The sequence below is a fragment of the Lacticaseibacillus daqingensis genome (assembly GCF_003946115.1).
Lineage (GTDB): Bacteria > Bacillota > Bacilli > Lactobacillales > Lactobacillaceae > Lacticaseibacillus > Lacticaseibacillus daqingensis.
In genome coordinates, this window is sequence record NZ_RHOH01000005.1 from 1 (window position 1) to 16,675 (window position 16,675).

Consider the following 16,675-nt stretch of genomic DNA (forward strand, 5'->3'; position numbering starts at 1 on the left):
AACACAGAAGTTAAGCTTCTCTACGCCGAGAGTAGTTGGTGGGTGACTGCCTGCGAGGGTAGGAAGCTGCCGCGCTTCATCATTCCGGATTAGCTCAGTGGTAGAGCACCTGACTGTTAATCAGGGTGTCGTCAGTTCGAGCCTGACATCCGGAGTTGTATGGAGAGTTGTCCGAGAGGCCGAAGGAGCATGGTTGGAAACCATGTATACGGGCTTTACCCGTATCAAGGGTTCGAATCCCTTACTCTCCGTTGCTTCAATGGCCCGTTGGTCAAGTGGTTAAGACACCGCCCTTTCACGGCGGTAACATGGGTTCAAATCCCGTACGGGTCAGTTTTATGGAGGATTAGCTCAGTTGGGAGAGCGTCTGCCTTACAAGCAGAGGGTCACAGGTTCGAGCCCTGTATCCTCCATTTTTTTTGATTTTGGTTCCATGGTCTAGTTGGTTAGGACGCCTGCCTGTCACGCAGGAGATCACGAGTTCGAGTCTCGTTGGAACCGCTACTGAAGCCGCAGCTGATGCGGCTTTTTGTTTGCCCAAAAAGTGGCCGCAAAATAGGCCGAGGCGCGAGGCCTCGACCAGAAATTCACTCAACCATGCAGGTGCGTCCAGATGTCTGCGACGCTGATAACGATGCCGGCCCAGGCGGTTGCCACCGGGGGCAGTTGCTTGGCTCGAAGCGCCAGCGCGCACCCACAGAGAACGGCGATCGCGGCGGTGATCAGGGTGAAGGATTGCTGCCAGACGGCCAACCCGGCCACGAGCACCTGCAAGCCGATAGACACCCACAGCGGCTGTGACCACTGAGCGAGTAGCGGGGGCGTGGCCACGAAGACCACGGCCAGGACGGCACTGAGCGTGAGGACGGTGTTCAACCGGGCTAACAGCAGGAGCTGAACGAAGGCCACTTCGATTTGCCAGCCGGAGAGTTGCAAGGGCCGCTGCAGATTTTGCGAGGCCAAAAGGGCGGCCAGGCCGATCTGGGCCAGCGCCAGCGGCAGCAGGCGCCAAGCGCCAACGCAGCCGAGTAACGCCAGCACAAGGGCGGGCCACAGCCCGCGCAGGTCCCGAGTGGCCTGTGTCCAAGCGAGCGCCAGCGCCATGGCGATCAGCGCCCACATGGACCAGGGCAGCGCCGTCAGCTGGGTGCGGTTCAGCAATAGGGGGAGCAGGAGGAGCTGCGCCGCGAGACTAGCGGCGGTCAGGAGTTTATGAGTACGCATGAGTTTGTCCTTTCATCACGCTTCTCATGTTACCCAAGTTGACGCGTTTTCGCAAAAAGGAATTTCGGTTCTTACTTATTTATGGTAAACTGGGACAGTTGCAAAGAATTCCCGATGGGATCCGCTTCGGCGGAGATGCCTTGTAACCGAACGACAATTTAGGGGGAAAATACACATGCAAGAACGTCACTTATTTACGTCGGAGTCTGTCTCCGAGGGCCATCCGGATAAGATCGCGGATCAAATCTCTGATGCCATTCTGGATGCGCTTTTGGCGGAGGATCCGGCGGCGCGCGTGGCCTGCGAAACCACGGTGACCACGGGGCTCGTCCTGGTGGTCGGGGAGATTTCGACCACGGCGTACGTGGACATCCAAAAGGTGGTCCGCGACACGATCCGTACGATCGGCTACACGAAGGAATCTGGGTTTGACCCCGATTCCGTTGGCGTGCTGGTTGCGCTCGATGAACAATCACCCGACATCGCGATGGGCGTTGACGACTCGTTCGAGGCGCGCCAAGACGATACCGACCCGCTGGATAAGATCGGTGCCGGCGATCAGGGGATGATGTTTGGCTACGCGATCAATGAGACGTCGGAGTTCATGCCACTGCCGATCAGCCTGGCACACCAGTTGATGCGCAAGATCACGGCGCTGCGCAAGGCGGGGACGCTGAGTTACCTGCGGCCGGATGCCAAGGCGCAGGTGACTGTGGAGTACGATGACCAGGAACGGCCCGTCCGCGTGGACACCGTGGTGGTCTCCACGCAGCACGATGCGGACGCGACGCTGGCACAGATCCGCGCGGATGTCGAAGCGCAAGTGATTCGCGCGGTCATCCCAGCTGCATTGATGGACGACCAAACCAAGATCTACGTGAACCCGACCGGCCGCTTCGTGCTGGGGGGGCCGCAGGCGGATTCCGGGTTGACCGGCCGCAAGATCATCGTCGACACATACGGCGGCTTCGCGCGTCACGGCGGTGGGGCCTTCTCCGGGAAGGACGCGACGAAGGTGGACCGCTCGGCCAGCTACGCGGCGCGCTACATCGCCAAAAACGTGGTGGCGGCAGGACTGGCGGACAAGCTTGAGGTGCAACTGGCCTACGCAATCGGCGTGGCGCAGCCTGTCTCGGTATCCGTCAACTGCTTTGGCACCAACAAGATCCCAGAACAGACCATTACAGACGCCATCCGGGCCAACTTCGATTTGCGCCCGGCCGGCATTATCAAAATGCTTGACCTGCAGCGGCCGATCTACAAACAGACGGCGGCTTACGGTCACTTTGGACGTACAGATGTTGATCTACCTTGGGAGCACCTCGACAAAGTCGCGGTGCTGGCCAAGTACTTAGATTAAACGAGTGAAGAGGCGGCCTTCCCCACGCATGGGGGAGGTCGCTTCATTTTTAGGCGAAAGGAAGGGCTTATGCCGAAAACCAAACAAACGAATGTGACGGTCGTGACCGTGGCAATTTTCATTGCGACCTTCATGACCGCGATCGAGGGGACCATCGTGTCCACCGCGATGCCGACGATCGTGGGGAGCCTGCACGGGGTCAACCTGATGAATTGGATCATCTCGATCTACCTGCTGACGAACGCGATGGCCACGCCGATTTACGGCAAATTCGCCGATAAGATCGGCCGCAAGCCGGTGTTTCTGATCGGGCTGACGATCTTCATCCTCGGCTCCGCGCTGTCGGGGCTGGCGCAGTCGATGCCGGTGCTGATCGTGTTCCGTGCGATCCAGGGGATCGGGGCCGGGGCGATCATGCCGGTCACGTTCACCATCATCGCAGACATCTATCCGTTCGAAAAACGGGCTAAGGTGCTGGGCTTCAACGGCTCGGCCTGGGGGATCGCGTCGGTGGTGGCACCGCTGCTCGGGGGCTTCATCGTCGATCAGCTGTCCTGGCACTGGATCTTTTTTATCAACGTGCCCATCGGCCTGATCACCATGGGGCTGGTCGTGTGGTTCTTCCACGAGGATTACACGGCTGAAAATAAGGCGGTCGACTACCTCGGCACTGTGTGGTTGGTGCTGACGCTGCTGTTGCTGATGCTCGGGTTCCAGGGGCTGGCCGAGGCGAATGGCCTGCTCGTGTTCGGCGGCTTGCTCGCGCTTGCTGCCGCAACACTGTGGCTGTTCGTGCGCCAGGAAAAGCGGGCGGTGGACCCCATCATCGACCTGAAGCTGTTCAAGAACCGCGGCTTTGTCATCACCAACATCGTGGCGGCCCTGATCTCCGGGTTCGTGATCGGGTATGAGGCCTACATGCCGATGTGGGTGCAGGGGATCCTCGGGATGGACGCCTCGTTCGGGGGCTTTGCCATCACGCCCAGCAGCCTGATGTGGGTGATCGGCTCCTTCGTGGCCGGGCGGATGCTGACCAGCATGCCGGCGCGGCGGATCTTAACGCTTGCGATGAGCGTGCTACTGGTCGGTGCGCTGGTCCTGGCGCTGGTGCCGGAAGCCACGCCTTACTGGGCGTTTCTGCTGATCGCCGCCGGGCTCGGGTTCGGCTTCGGGCTGGTCATCACAACCACCACGGTGCGCGCGCAGGCGACGGTCGACCAGGCGGAAGTCGGGGTCGCAACCAGCTTCAACACGCTGTCGCGGACGCTGGGGCAGACGCTGATGGTGTCTGTTTACGGCGTGGTGCTGAACTTGCGCATGGCCCAGGGCGTGGCCGCGCATCCGGCAGTAAAGGCGGACATGCTCAACAAGCTGATCAATCCGCAGACGGCTCAGTCGCTACCGGCGGCTTTGATGCCAACGCTGCGCGGGATCCTGTACGAAGGGCTGCACAACATTTACTTCTTCTCGGTGGTCATCGTGGGGCTGGGGCTGTTGATCAACGCCTTTGACCGCGACCCAAAGCGCCTGTAGTCGGCGCTTCGGTCATGAGACGCGCCGAGGACCGCTCGCGGCGCACGCAAAAAGCGCGGCCACCTGCTCCCCGTTGTTGGGAAGCCAGGCGGCCGCGTTTTTGCGTGAGTCGGTCGGCGGCCATTCACTGACGCCGGGGCACCCACCCAGTCGGGGTGACGCGGGTCAGCCACGGCCACATCAGCCACCACAAAAGCATCAGGCCGACCAGTGCACTGCTTTGGCCGGCGAGCACGTCGGTAGGGTAGTGCACCTGCACGTAAATGCGTGAGATGCCGGTCAGGCCGATCATCACCACGCTCAAGGCGATCAACCCGCGGCGCCGGTGGCCGGGGTCGACCAGCGTGACCGCCAGCAGGATCACGGTGCCCCACAGGAGCACGGTGCCGCTGGCGTGGCCGCTAGGGAAACTGTAGCCACCGATGCGAGTCAGCGGGGTGATGGTCGGGTCGGCGATGAACGGGCGCAGTCGGTGCACCACTTGCTTGATGAGGTGGTTGACGCCGCTCATGCCGACAATGCTCAGCGCGGCAAAAACGGCGTAGCGCTTTTTGCGGTAGTAGAAGAGGACCGCAGCAATGACTAGGCCGAGGCCGACGATCACCAGCGGGTTGCCGCAGTTGGTGACGGCGAGCATCAGCTCGGTCAGCCACTCGGGGCGATAGGCCGTGACTTGGGCGACGATCGCGTGATCGAGCGCCTGCACCCAGGTTGCGTCGTGCCAGACGCCAACCAGCAGGGGGATGAACAGCACCAGCCCCCCAGCGGCGAGAATTAAGGGATACTTGGGTCGCCTCATCGTAACACCTCCGTTTGACTTAAAATTGTACCACATGGCGGGCGGGGAAGGGTTGTTTAACCGGCCCATTTTTGCTATGCTTAGCCTAATATCGAACGAACAAAGGACGAGTAACTTTGGGGTGGGATGCAGAAAGCAGGCGGTTGCTGGAAGCCTGACGAAACCCTGGGCGAACTGACCTTTGCAGTGCACGCAACCCAATGCGCGCCGGCTCCGGCCGTTATCCCGTCAAGCGCTGCGCAAGCAGAACTTAGGTGGTACCGCGGCTAAGCCGTCCTATAGACATAGGGCGGCTTTTTGTTTTCGTTCGACCAATTGTTGGCATACGCATAGGAGGCACAATTTCATGTACGATCACAAGGCGATCGAAAAAAAGTGGCAGAAGCGTTGGCATGAGCACAACAACTTCAACACCACGACCGACCCAGACAAAAAGAACTACTACGCGCTGGACATGTTCCCGTATCCGTCCGGTCAAGGCCTGCACGTGGGGCACCCGGAAGGTTACACCGCCACGGACATCATCGCGCGGATGAAGCGCGCGCAGGGGTACAACGTGTTGCACCCGATGGGCTGGGATGCGTTTGGCCTGCCTGCGGAGCAGTACGCGCTGAACACTGGGAACAACCCGAAGGATTTTACCAAGAAAAACATCGAAAACTTCAAGCGGCAGATCAATTCTCTGGGCTTCTCCTACGACTGGAACCGCGAAATCGCAACGACCGATCCGAGCTACTACAAGTGGACGCAGTGGATCTTCGAGCAGATGTACAAGCGCGGCCTGGCCTATGAAGACGAGGTCGCGGTGAACTGGAGCCCGGATCTCGGTACTGTGGTCGCCAACGAAGAAGTGATCGACGGCAAAACCGAGCGTGGCGGTTTCCCTGTCATTCGCAAGCCGATGCGCCAGTGGGTGCTGAAGATCACCGCCTATGCCGATCGGCTGCTGGCAGGGCTTGACGACCTCGACTGGCCGGAACCGATCAAGCAGATGCAGCGTAACTGGATCGGCCGCTCTGTGGGCGCTCAGGTGACCTTCCAAGTGGCCGACAGCGATCAAGCCTTTGACGTCTTCACTACGCGCCCAGACACGCTGTTTGGGGCCAGCTACTGCGTTATGGCCCCGGAGCACGCGCTGGTCGACACGATCACCACACCGGCCCAGCAGGCAGCGGTCGCGGCCTACAAGGAAGCGATCGCCCACAAGTCGGACCTCGAACGCACGGATCTGAACAAGGACAAAACCGGCGTCTGGACCGGGGCTTACGCCATCAACCCGATCAACGGCGAGCGGTTGCCGATCTGGCTCTCTGATTACGTGCTGGTCAGCTATGGGACCGGTGCCATCATGGCGGTGCCGGCGCATGACGACCGGGACTACGCGTTTGCCAAGCAGTTCGACCTGCCGATCATTCCGGTCATCGCCGGCGGTAACGTTGCCGAAGCCGCCTACACTGGTGATGGGCTGCACATCAATTCCGGCTTTTTGGACGGCAAGAACAAGCAAGACGCCATCGATGCGGCCATCGCCTGGCTGGAAGAGAAGGGGATCGGCGAAAAGCACGTCAACTTCAAGCTGCGCGACTGGGTCTTCTCCCGCCAGCGCTACTGGGGCGAACCGATCCCGGTCATTCACTGGGAGGACGGCGAAACCACACTGGTGCCTGAGGACCAGCTGCCACTGATGCTGCCGGAAGAGGCTGACATCAAGCCGTCTGGCACCGGGGAATCCCCGCTGGCCAACCTGACCGACTGGGTCAACGTGGTGGACGAAAACGGGCGCAAGGGGCGCCGCGAAACCAACACGATGCCGCAGTGGGCCGGGAGCTCCTGGTACTACCTGCGCTTCGTTGACCCGCACAACAAGGAAGCGCTGGCCGATTTTGACAAGCTCAAAGCGTGGACCCCGGTCGACCTCTACATCGGTGGGGCCGAACACGCGGTGCTGCACCTGCTGTACGCGCGCTTCTGGAACATGTTCCTGTACGACATCGGCGTGGCGCCGCACCCGGAGCCGTTCCAGCGCTTGTACAACCAGGGCATGATCCTCGGGGATAACCACGAGAAGATGAGCAAGAGCAAGGGCAACGTTGTCAACCCCGATGATGTGGTGGCTGAATACGGCGCCGACACCCTGCGCCTGTACGAAATGTTCATGGGCCCACTGGATGCCGGGATCGCCTGGAGCACCACGGGGCTGGCCGGGGCGCGCAAGTTCCTTGACCGCGTCTACGGCACCTTCGTCGATGACAACGGCAAGATGCGCGACCACATCACGACCCTCAACGACGGGGCGCTGGACAAGGTTTACAACGAAACCGTCAAGAAGGTCACGGAAGATTACGAGTCCCTGCACTTCAACACGGCCATCTCCCAGATGATGGTGTTCATCAACGAAGCGCGCAAGGTGGATGCTTTGCCATACGCGTACGTTGAAGGCTTCGTCAAGCTGCTGGCGCCGATCGCGCCGCACCTGATGGAAGAGCTGTGGCAGATCCTCGGCCATGAGCACACGCTGACCTATTCGGCTTGGCCGACCTACGATGAGGCCGCCATGCAAACGGCCCAGGTCAACCTGATGGTGCAGGTCAACGGCAAGCTGCGCGGTCACCTGACCATCGCGGTGGGCACGGCTGATGCGGACATCAAGGCGGCCGCCAAGGCGCTGGAGAACGTCCAGAAGTTCATTGCCGGCAAGACGATCGTCAAAGAAATCGTCGTGCCAAACAAGATCGTCAACTTGGTGGTCAAGTAACCCACGCCCAAAAAGCGTCGATGAACGCGTTCGGCCCCGCAAATTTGAAGGGGTCACGATGAGTGCAAGGGGTGTGATGGCTTAACGGTGATCGTCCGCTTGCGCAAAATAGGATGGCGACAATGAAAAACTTAGCGGTTTATTTCACGTTATTCGGGATGCTGTTAGTTGGCATTAGTGGTTGCTTGTTTTTGTTTTTGAATCATTGGCAACTGGCAGAGGGCATTTGTTTTCTGAGCGGTTTTTTCATCCTGATCTACGCCGAGAAAATCGAAAAATTGCTTCAGCGAAAATAGTGGTGTTGCGTTTGAGGGGAGTAGTCGTCAAAAAGACGGCTACTTTTTATTTGGTCGGGTGATTTGCGGCATTCACTGTCAGTGGGGGTGAGCCAAGGCCAAAAGCAAAGGAACGCATAAGGCCGGCGGTTAGAATTGAAAGGCGCGGGGGGTTCAACTAAAATAGGCGTATATGTCTATTTTGATGGGAGCAGACGCATGGCGAAGCAAACACAGGCGGCACAGCCGCAGCGCAGCAATAAGGAAATGATGCTGCGCGGATCGGCCTGGATGACCGCCGGCAGCATTCTGTCGCGCGTGCTGGGCGCGATTTACATCATCCCGTGGCGCATCTGGCTGGGGGCGGCGTACCTGACCGCCAATGCCTTGTTCACCAAGGGGTACCAGGTCTACAGCATTTTCCTGATCATCTCGACCGCTGGGGTGCCGGGGTCGATCTCCAAGCAAATCGCCCACTACAACGCGATGAATGAGTACAAGACGGGCTTTCGGCTGTTCTCGGCCGGCACCATCGCCATGGCGATCATGGGGGTCATCTCCTGTGGCCTGCTGTGGCTGCTGGCCCCGGTGCTGGCGCTGCATGATGCGGCGCTGACGCAGGTGTTTCGCACGCTGGCCTGGCCGCTGTTGATCATTCCGGTGCTCAGCATCATCCGCGGGTTCTTCCAGGGCTATAACGAAATGGCGCCCAGCGCCTTGAGCCAGTTCATCGAGCAGGTGGCCCGGATCATCTACATGCTGATCATGACCTACGCGATCATGCGCACAGGCAGTGGCAACTATGTGGAAGCGGTGGCGCAGTCCACCTTCGCCGCGTTCATCGGTGCGGTGTTCGGGCTGGGGCTTTTGGTGATTTACTTTTTCCGGCAAAAAGATCGGTTCACCGAGCTGGCGGCCAACAGCGCCGACAATCTGCAGATCTCAACGCAACGCATCTTGCTTGAAATCGTGCAGCAGGCGGTGCCGTTCATCATCATGGGCTCGGCCATCAACCTGTATTACATCATCGACCAGTACACCTTCCCGAAGATGATGCTGACGCATTTCATCGCGTCCAAGACCGTCCTGGACGAGCTGTACGCCTTGTTCGCCGGCAACGCCAACAAGCTGATCATGATCGTGGTCAGCCTGGCGGTCGCGATGGCCTCCACGGCGCTTCCGCTGCTGGCGGCGGCCAAAACGCGCGCCGTGGGGCGGGAAATCGCGGACACGATCACCAACATCCTGCAGCTGTTCTTTGTCGTGATGATCCCCTGTGCGTTCGGGATGGCTGCCGTGGCGCAGCCGCTGTACGTGCTGTTTTACGGCTACGACCGCCTAGGGATTTCGATTCTAGAGCTGTCGGCCTTTCTGGCGGTCTTTCTCGGGTTGTTCACTGTGCTGGCCTCGATTCTGCAGGGGCTGTTCCACAACCGGTTGGCGATCCGCACCATGCTGGTGGGGATGGCGGTCAAGGCGGTGTGCCAATGGCCGGCCATCGTCTTTTGCGGCGTGTACGGGCCAACGCTGGCAACCATGCTGGGGATGACGGCGTCCATCGTCTGGATGCTCAATGACCTACGTCAGCTGTATCACTTCAAGGTGCGGCAAACGGCGCGGCGGCTGGTCGGGATCGTCGGGTTTTCCGTCATCATGGCCGTGGTCGTTCGGGCGCTGGTCTGGGCGCTGTCCAACGTGTTCAACCCGGCCAGCGGCATGCAGTCGGTGTTGATGCTGGTGATCGTGCTGCCAGTTGGCGTGGGGATCTATGGCTACGCGGTGCTCAAAACGCGCTTAGCTGACCTGATCATCGGGGCGCGCGTTGGCGGGATTCGCCGGCGCCTGCACATCGGGTGAGCGCATGCGACTAGACCGTTTATTGAGCCACCTTCAGTACGGCACGCGCAAGGAAGTGCGACGCATCATCAAAAAGCCGCGCGTCATGGTTGACGGTGTGCTGATCCGCGACCCCGGGTTCGACGTGCCCAGCACCGCGGTGGTCACGCTGGACGGGCAGGTGCTCGACCAGGACCTCGCCGTGTACTACTTGATGAACAAGCCGGCCGGCGTCATCACGGCCACGACCGATGCGCATGACCGCACTGTTGTGGACTTGATCGCTGAAGCAGACCGCCGCCCGGGGCTGTACCCGGTCGGCCGGCTGGACAAAGACACGACGGGATTGCTGCTTTTGACCAATGACGGCACCCTCGGCCACAACCTGCTGGCGCCGGGTAAGCACGTCCCCAAAACCTACGAGGCCACCCTGCTGGTGCCGCTGACGCCGGAGATGGCAACGCAGCTCGCGCAGGGCATCGCCTTCAAGGACTTCACTAGCCAGCCGGCTCGCGTGGCGGTGGTACCGGACACGGCCGCCAAGCGCGTGCGCCTGACCATCGGGGAAGGCAAGTACCACCAGGTCAAGCGGATGTTCAAGCGCGTCGGTAACGAGGTGCTGGCGCTGCACCGCCTGAGCATGGGGCCGCTGACGCTGTCGGCCACGCTTGCGGCGGGGACGTACCGGCCGCTGACCGAAGACGAGCTGGCGCGCATCAAGGCACTGACGAAATGAAGACAAAGAGACGGCCCACGCAGGGAGATGCGTGGGCCGTTTTTGGGGGGTGTGGGGCTGAAGGTTTCCTCGGCTTCCGGTTGGCTTTGTCTCGGGGACGTCTAACCAAGCAGTCTGGGTGACGTACTTGCTACCTTGCTTCCGTTCGGCTTCGCTTCGCTCCGCAGCAGTGCCTTGCTTCCGTTCGGCTTCGCCTCGCTCCGCAGCAGTGCCTTGCTTCCGTTCGGCTTCGCCTCGCTCCGCAGCAGTGCCTTGCTTCCGTTCGGTTTCGCCTTGCTCCGCAGCAGTGCCTTGCTTCCGTTCGGCTTTGCCTTGCTCCGCAGCAGTGCCTTGCTTCCGTTCGGTTTCGCCTTGCGCCGCAGCAAAGCCTGCTTACTGCTTTCCAGTCTTCGTCGAGCGCCGTGGCGCAACGCGGGAGCGGCTAGCGACGCACAGGCACTCGGGCCCAAGTGCGGGCCCGGGCGTTGTCCCGAGGGCTTCTAGCCATGCAGTCTGGGCAACGTACTTTCCGACTTGCTTACTTCTTTGCAGTCTTCGTCGAGCTACGCAAAGCAACGCGGAAGCGACTAGCCACGCCTAAACACTCGGGGCCAAGTGCGCCCCAAGCGCTTAGGCGAAGCTACTCGTTCCGCTAAGTGCGCTTTGCTTCGCTCTGGGGACAAAAAACTCACGCTGATTTCTCAACGTGAGTCATGGGTTATTGCCAATGCCGCAAACAGGAGTCGAACCTGCACATGGATAACCATACAGCGACCTGAACACTGCGCGTCTGCCAATTCCGCCATTGCGGCAACAACAGGATTAATTATAGCAAGGCACCGTCACTTTGCCAAGCCCGAATGTGCGCTTTTTGGATTTTTTCTCATGCTAGATTCATCTGGGCGCGGTGCGGTATAATCAGCGGCGAGGTGAGTGCAGTGAAACAACTTTCAGAGGCGCTGGTGCGTCAGGTGATTCAACCGCGACTGGCGCAAAGTCACAAGGGGACATTCGGTCGGGTGCTCGTGATTGGCGGCAATGCCCATTTTGGCGGTGCCGCAATTCTGGCGGCCAGTGCAGCGGTGTACGCCGGCGCAGGGCTCGTGACCGTGGCCACCGATCCGGTGAACGCAGCGGCGTTGCACGCGCGATTGCCTGAGGCGATGGTGATTCCCTATGATGGCCCGCGACTGCGGCACACGGTTCCCGAAGCGGACGTGGTGTTGATTGGCCCGGGGCTGGGCACGAACGAGACGGCATGGGCGATTTTGACGCAAACGCTCGCAGCGGCAGCGCTGACGCCAGCGCAAACGCTGATCTTGGACGGCTCGGCGCTGACCCTGATCGCGGCGCATCACGTGACCGTGACGCACGCCGCCACAGTGTGGACGCCACACCAGATGGAGTGGCAACGGCTGAGCGGTGTGGCGGTGGCGGCACAAACCGCGGCCGCTAACTTAGCGGCCGCCGCAACGTTGCCAGGGACGGTGGTGGTTAAAAGTCACCGGACGCAGCTTTTCACCCCTACGGCGAGCTACGAGAACCCGATCGGGACACCGGCGCAGGCTACTGGCGGCTCCGGGGATACGCTGGCCGGGATCCTTGCCGCGTTCATCGGCCAGTTCGGCTACCGCGATGCGACGATCGGCGCGGCAGTGTACACGCACAGCGCGATCGCGATGCAGCTCTCCGAGACGCAGTACGTGGCCTTGCCGACCCGCGTGATCGCCGCGCTGCCGGCTTACATGGCGCAGATGGCGCAAAAATATTCCGAATAAGAGTTGGCAAACGCGGCGCGCCTTGTTATAATCATTTATGTTGTTGCCGCAATGGCGGAATTGGCAGACGCGCAGTGTTCAGGTCGCTGTATGGTTATCCATGTGCAGGTTCGACTCCTGTTTGCGGCATTGGCAATAACCCATGACTCACGTTGAGAAATCAGCGTGAGTTTTTTTATCCCCAGAGCGAAGCAAAGCGCACTTAGCGGAACGAGTAGCTTCGTCTAAGCGCTTGGGGCGCACTTGGCCCCGAGTGTTTAGGCGTGGCTAGTCGCTTCCGCGTTGCTTTGCGTAGCTCGACGAAGACTGCAAAGAAGTAAGCAAGTCGGAAAGTACGTTGCCCAGACTGCATGGCTAGAAGCCCTCGGGACAACGCCCGGGCCCGCACTTGGGCCCGAGTGCTTGTGCGTCGCTAGCCGCTCCCACGTTGCGCCACGGCGCTCGACGAAGACTGGAAAGCAGTAAGCATGCTTTGCTGCGGCGCAAGGCGAAACCGAACGGAAGCAAGGCAGAAAGTATGCCAACCAGACTGTATGGTTAGACCCCCCGCGTGTCAAAGCTTGTGGCCGCACGACCATCGCCACGGCGCTCGACGAAGACTGGGAAGCAATCAGCCAGTCGAACAGCCCGTCACCAAGATTGCATGGGCAGACCCCCCGGGCCAAAGCTAGCCCCGACATCACCTCGCCCACGCAAACAAAACAGTTGCCAACGGCCGGTTGGCGCGCTAAAATTTCACCTAATGGTGTTATCGAATCGGCGTCACGGATCCTTAGTCCTTACTAGGCTTAGGATCCGTGACGCTTTTTTCGTTGGAATGGAGGGATCGTGTGTTTCGAATCGTGATGGCCCACACACACGGGCGCGCGCGGTGGTGCTTCTTTCTCGCGCCGCTGGTGATGCTGGGCGAGGTGTTTTGCGACTTGCAACAGCCCACGCTGATGGCGAACATCATCGACCACGGGCTGGCGAAGGGCGACATGGCCTTTGTGGTGCACGAGGCCGTGTGGATGCTGGGGTTTGCACTGCTTGGGCTGGTCGCCGGCGCCAGCACCGGCGTGCTTGGCAGCTACGCGTCGCTGGCGATGGGGCAGCAACTGCGAGAGCACATGCTGGCGGTGGCGCTGAACAGTCGCAAGGCGGACGGGCTCGCGCCGGCCACGCTGATCACCCGCATCACCAACGATGTGACGCAGATGCAGAACTTGGTGATGATGGTCACCCGCGGCATGGTGCGCTCTCCGATGCTGATGCTGGGAGGGATCGTGATGTCGGTGATCGTCAGCCCGGCGCTCGCGCCGATCCTGTTTGTGACGCTACCGGCGCTGATCATTTTCATGCTGGTGATCGTGCGGCGCAGCCTGCCGAAGTACCTGGCGATGCAGCAAAGCGTTGACGACATGAACCGGGTGATGCGCGAGAACTTGCAAGGGGCCAAAACTATCAAGTCATACGTGTTAGAGCCGCACCAGCGCGCGCAGTTCACGGCGACCAATGACACCTTGCTGGCGCGCTCACAGGCCGCGGCGATGGCCACGGTGACGTTGGCGCCGGTGATTCAGCTCGTCTTGAACCTCGGGGTGGTCGTTGCCTTGGCGTATGGGGGGAGCCTTGCCATTCGCAGCACGATCTCGACCGGACAGATCATCGCGTTTGTCAACTACATGATTCAGATCACCACCGCGATGATCGGGACGGTCAACATCATCACCGCCTTTTCGCGCGCCATCACGTCGGCCGGACGCGTGCAGGCCGTGCTGGTCGAGGCCCAAGGCGCGGTGCCGATGGGCAGTCCTGCGAACGCGCCGACGGGCAGTGCCATCCAGTTTGACCACGTGACCTTCGGCTACGCGGCCAGCATGCCGATCCTCAACGACATCAGTTTCACGGTGCCGGACGGGCAGTGGCTGGGCATCATCGGCACGACGGGCAGTGGCAAAACCAGCCTGATCAACCTGATGACGCGCGCGTTTGACGCTTACACGGGCACGATTCGTATCGGCGGCGTGGACGTGCAGACGCTTGACCTCGCCGCGGTGCACCGCAAGGTCAAGGTGGCCACGCAAGACGCGCAGCTGTTCTCGGGCACGGTGCAAACCAACCTGACGTACGGTGCGCCGGCGGCTGATGCGGCCGCCTTGACCGAAGGGGCCTATGTGGCGAACGCGGACGAGTTCCTGGCGACGCTGCCGGCGGGCATGGCGGCGCCGGTGGAACAGCACGGCAAGAATTTTTCCGGTGGGCAGCGACAGCGCCTGAACATCGCGCGCGCCGTGGTGCCGGATGCGGACATTCTGGTGCTGGACGATGCGACCAGCGCGGTGGACCAAACCACCAACGCGACGATCCAGCGGCGGCTGATGCAGGCGCGGGCCAACCGCACCACGGTGATCATCTCGCAGCGCGTGGCGAACCTGATGCACGCGCAGGAGATCCTGGTGCTGCAAGGCGGGCGCATCACGGCGCGCGGGACGCACGCCGAGCTCCTGCGCATCTCGCCGTTTTACGCGCAACTGGTGCAGACACAGTTAGGAGGTGGCCGTCATGCAACTCATGCCTAGACGCGGCCCGCGCAACTTACACCAACCCAAAGCCGAGCTGCACAATGTGCGCGCCACGTTGCGCCGCATCGGCGGCTACCTGGCCCCGGATAAGGGGCGGCTGGCGCTCGTATTCGGCCTGACGGTGTTCACCACGGCCGCCACCATCATCGGCAACCGGGTCAACGGGATCGCGGTCGACCGCTACATCACCGAACCCCACCTGCGCACGCTGCTGCTCGTGTGTGCGGGGCTGGCGGGGCTGTACCTGGTGGCCGGTGGCTTGACCTATTTTCAAACCAGTCTGATGATCAAAACCGCGCAGCGCACCGCGACGGCGATTCGCGCCGACGTGTTCGCCAACCTGCAGCGTCTGCCGATGCGCTTTTTTGACACGCACGACAACGGGGATGTGATGAGTCGCCTGACCAACGATGTTGACAACATCAACACGGCGCTGATGCAGACGTTCGTGCAACTGTTCACCGGCGTCATCAGCGTGGTCGGCATGGGGGCGGCGATGCTGTGGCTGTCGCCGCTGTTAACGCTGATCGCACTGCTCGCTACGGTGCTGACCTACACGTTCACCCGGGTGGTGGCCAGAGTCACGCAAAAGGCCTTCACGATTCAGCAGGCGGCGCTGGGCGCGCTCAACACCCAGATCGAGGAGAACGTGTCGGGTAAGGCGGTGGTGCAGCTGTTTGACCACCAGCAGGCGGCGCTGGCCGACTTTGCGGCCACCAACGCGACGTACACCCGGGCCGCCTTTCGCGCGCAGGCGTTTTCCAGCGCGATGGGGCCGTTCAACAACATGACCAACAACTTGGCGTACCTGCTGATCACGGCCGCCGGTGCCGTTTCGATCCTCAGCGGCAGCCACACCATCACGGTGGGCGTGATCTTCACCTTCCTGATCTACCTGCGCAACTTCACCGGGCCGATCAACAACGTGCTGGATCTGATCAACACGCTCCAGCTATCCCTGGCCTCGGCCGAGCGGGTGTTTGCGCTGATCGATGAGGCCCCGGAGACGGATGCCCCGGATGCACTGGCGCTGACGACCACGCACGGCGCAGTCGCCTTTGAGCAGGTCGATTTTGCCTACGACACGCGGCCGATCCTGCAAGACATCAACCTGACCGCCGCGCCTGGCACGGTGGTGGCCTTGGTGGGACCGACCGGGGCGGGCAAAACGACGATCATGAACCTGCTGACGAACCTGTACCCCTTGCAACGCGGGCGGGTGCTGCTGGACGGTACCGATGTCACCCACATTCAGCGGGCGGCGCTGCGGCGGCTGATCACCGTGGTGCAGCAGGAGCCGTACCTGTTTTCGCAAACGATTCGCGAGAATATTCGCCTCGGTCGCCCAGACGCCTCGGATGCCGCGGTGGAAACCGCCGCCCGGCAGGCGAACGCGCACCAGTTCATCACCCAACTGCCGCAGGGCTACGACACGCTGCTGACGGAAAACGCCAGCGGCATCTCGCAGGGCCAGCGGCAGCTGCTGAACATCGCGCGCGCCTTCATCACCGGGGCGCCGGTGCTGGTGTTGGATGAGGCAACGGCGTCCATTGACAGCAACACCGAGGCAGATGTGCAGCGCGCCATGACGGCCTTGATGCGCGGCAAGACGAGTTTCGTCATCGCGCACCGGCTGTCCACGATCCAGCATGCCGATCAGATCCTCGTGATCCAGGCTGGCCGCATTGTGGAACGCGGCACCCACGCGCAGTTGCTCGCGCAAAACGGGGCGTACGCGGCGCTTTACAACAGCCAGTTTGACGACGAATAGTTTGCCCATAGCATCAAAGAGTCTGGTACACTGGGGGTATAAGACAGACGAAGTGGGAGGAATCT

General features: G+C 61.1%; 11 protein-coding genes, 7 tRNA genes and 1 riboswitch. Of the genes, 15 read left to right on the top strand and 3 right to left on the bottom strand.

All coding sequences use genetic code 11. The features are described 5' to 3' along the window. The first annotated feature begins 83 nt into the window (after positions 1 to 83). From EKM88_RS07215 to EKM88_RS07235, 5 genes are all read left to right on the top strand, one after another. Positions 84 to 155 (top strand) — tRNA-Asn (locus EKM88_RS07215). Between the two features lie 6 nt (positions 156 to 161). Next, positions 162 to 251: transfer RNA gene (locus EKM88_RS07220), tRNA-Ser, on the top strand. A gap of 10 nt (positions 252 to 261) precedes the next feature. Next, positions 262 to 333 (top strand) — tRNA-Glu (locus tag EKM88_RS07225). A 7-nt stretch (positions 334 to 340) separates the two neighbouring features. After that, positions 341 to 413, top strand: a tRNA-Val gene (locus tag EKM88_RS07230). Positions 414 to 427: 14 nt separating this feature from the next. Further along, positions 428 to 501: transfer RNA gene (locus tag EKM88_RS07235), tRNA-Asp, on the top strand. Positions 502 to 591: 90 nt separating this feature from the next. Here EKM88_RS07235 and EKM88_RS07240 read toward each other — a convergent pair. Continuing rightward, a complete protein-coding gene (locus EKM88_RS07240) occupies positions 592 to 1,224 on the bottom strand; it encodes a hypothetical protein (RefSeq protein WP_125704681.1) in 633 nt (210 codons plus the stop codon). Positions 1,225 to 1,317: 93 nt separating this feature from the next. Then, positions 1,318 to 1,402: riboswitch (SMK box riboswitch) on the top strand. Here EKM88_RS07240 and metK point away from each other — a divergent pair. Both metK and EKM88_RS07250 read left to right on the top strand, forming a co-directional pair. Beyond that, the gene (gene metK / locus EKM88_RS07245; RefSeq protein WP_125704683.1) at positions 1,400 to 2,584 is read left to right on the top strand and encodes a methionine adenosyltransferase; all 1,185 of its coding nucleotides are present in this window, start codon (positions 1,400 to 1,402) and stop codon (positions 2,582 to 2,584) included. It overlaps the preceding riboswitch by 3 nt. Positions 2,585 to 2,653: 69 nt before the next feature. Beyond that, positions 2,654 to 4,117, top strand: a complete 1,464-nt coding sequence (locus EKM88_RS07250; protein WP_125704685.1) for an MDR family MFS transporter — start codon at positions 2,654 to 2,656, stop codon at positions 4,115 to 4,117. Between the two features lie 124 nt (positions 4,118 to 4,241). Here EKM88_RS07250 and EKM88_RS07255 read toward each other — a convergent pair whose 3' ends face one another. Next, positions 4,242 to 4,916 (bottom strand): phosphatase PAP2 family protein, encoded by a 675-nt coding sequence (locus tag EKM88_RS07255; protein ID WP_164512036.1) that lies wholly within the window; start codon positions 4,914 to 4,916, stop codon positions 4,242 to 4,244. A gap of 346 nt (positions 4,917 to 5,262) precedes the next feature. Here EKM88_RS07255 and leuS point away from each other — a divergent pair, with 346 nt between their 5' ends. The 4 genes from leuS to EKM88_RS07270 all read left to right on the top strand — a co-directional run bounded on the left by leuS (position 5,263) and on the right by EKM88_RS07270 (position 10,518). Continuing rightward, positions 5,263 to 7,671 (top strand): leucine--tRNA ligase, encoded by a 2,409-nt coding sequence (gene leuS, locus EKM88_RS07260; RefSeq protein WP_125704689.1) that lies wholly within the window; start codon positions 5,263 to 5,265, stop codon positions 7,669 to 7,671. A gap of 122 nt (positions 7,672 to 7,793) precedes the next feature. Then, positions 7,794 to 7,967, top strand: a complete 174-nt coding sequence (locus EKM88_RS13300) for a hypothetical protein (protein WP_164512037.1) — start codon at positions 7,794 to 7,796, stop codon at positions 7,965 to 7,967. A 198-nt stretch (positions 7,968 to 8,165) separates the two neighbouring features. Continuing rightward, positions 8,166 to 9,803, top strand: coding sequence for a putative polysaccharide biosynthesis protein (locus EKM88_RS07265; protein ID WP_125704691.1), 1,638 nt, complete (start codon positions 8,166 to 8,168; stop codon positions 9,801 to 9,803). A 4-nt stretch (positions 9,804 to 9,807) separates the two neighbouring features. Continuing rightward, positions 9,808 to 10,518 (top strand): pseudouridine synthase, encoded by a 711-nt coding sequence (locus tag EKM88_RS07270; protein WP_125704693.1) that lies wholly within the window; start codon positions 9,808 to 9,810, stop codon positions 10,516 to 10,518. Between the two features lie 707 nt (positions 10,519 to 11,225). Here EKM88_RS07270 and EKM88_RS07275 read toward each other — a convergent pair. Further along, positions 11,226 to 11,309 (bottom strand) — tRNA-Leu (locus EKM88_RS07275). Positions 11,310 to 11,435: 126 nt separating this feature from the next. Between EKM88_RS07275 and EKM88_RS07280 the strand changes: the two genes are divergently transcribed. From EKM88_RS07280 to EKM88_RS07295, 4 genes are all read left to right on the top strand, one after another. Beyond that, positions 11,436 to 12,275 carry an NAD(P)H-hydrate dehydratase gene (locus tag EKM88_RS07280; RefSeq protein ID WP_125704695.1) on the top strand — a complete coding sequence of 280 codons (840 nt, stop codon included), beginning with the start codon at positions 11,436 to 11,438 and terminating at the stop codon, positions 12,273 to 12,275. A gap of 45 nt (positions 12,276 to 12,320) precedes the next feature. Further along, positions 12,321 to 12,404 (top strand) — tRNA-Leu (locus tag EKM88_RS07285). A gap of 701 nt (positions 12,405 to 13,105) precedes the next feature. After that, positions 13,106 to 14,836 carry an ABC transporter ATP-binding protein gene (locus EKM88_RS07290; protein WP_125704698.1) on the top strand — a complete coding sequence of 577 codons (1,731 nt, stop codon included), beginning with the start codon at positions 13,106 to 13,108 and terminating at the stop codon, positions 14,834 to 14,836. Then, on the top strand, positions 14,820 to 16,610 hold the full coding sequence (locus EKM88_RS07295; protein WP_125704700.1) for an ABC transporter ATP-binding protein: 1,791 nt from the start codon (positions 14,820 to 14,822) through the stop codon (positions 16,608 to 16,610). Before EKM88_RS07290 ends, EKM88_RS07295 begins: the two co-directional genes overlap by 17 nt. Positions 16,611 to 16,675: the final 65 nt, after the last annotated feature.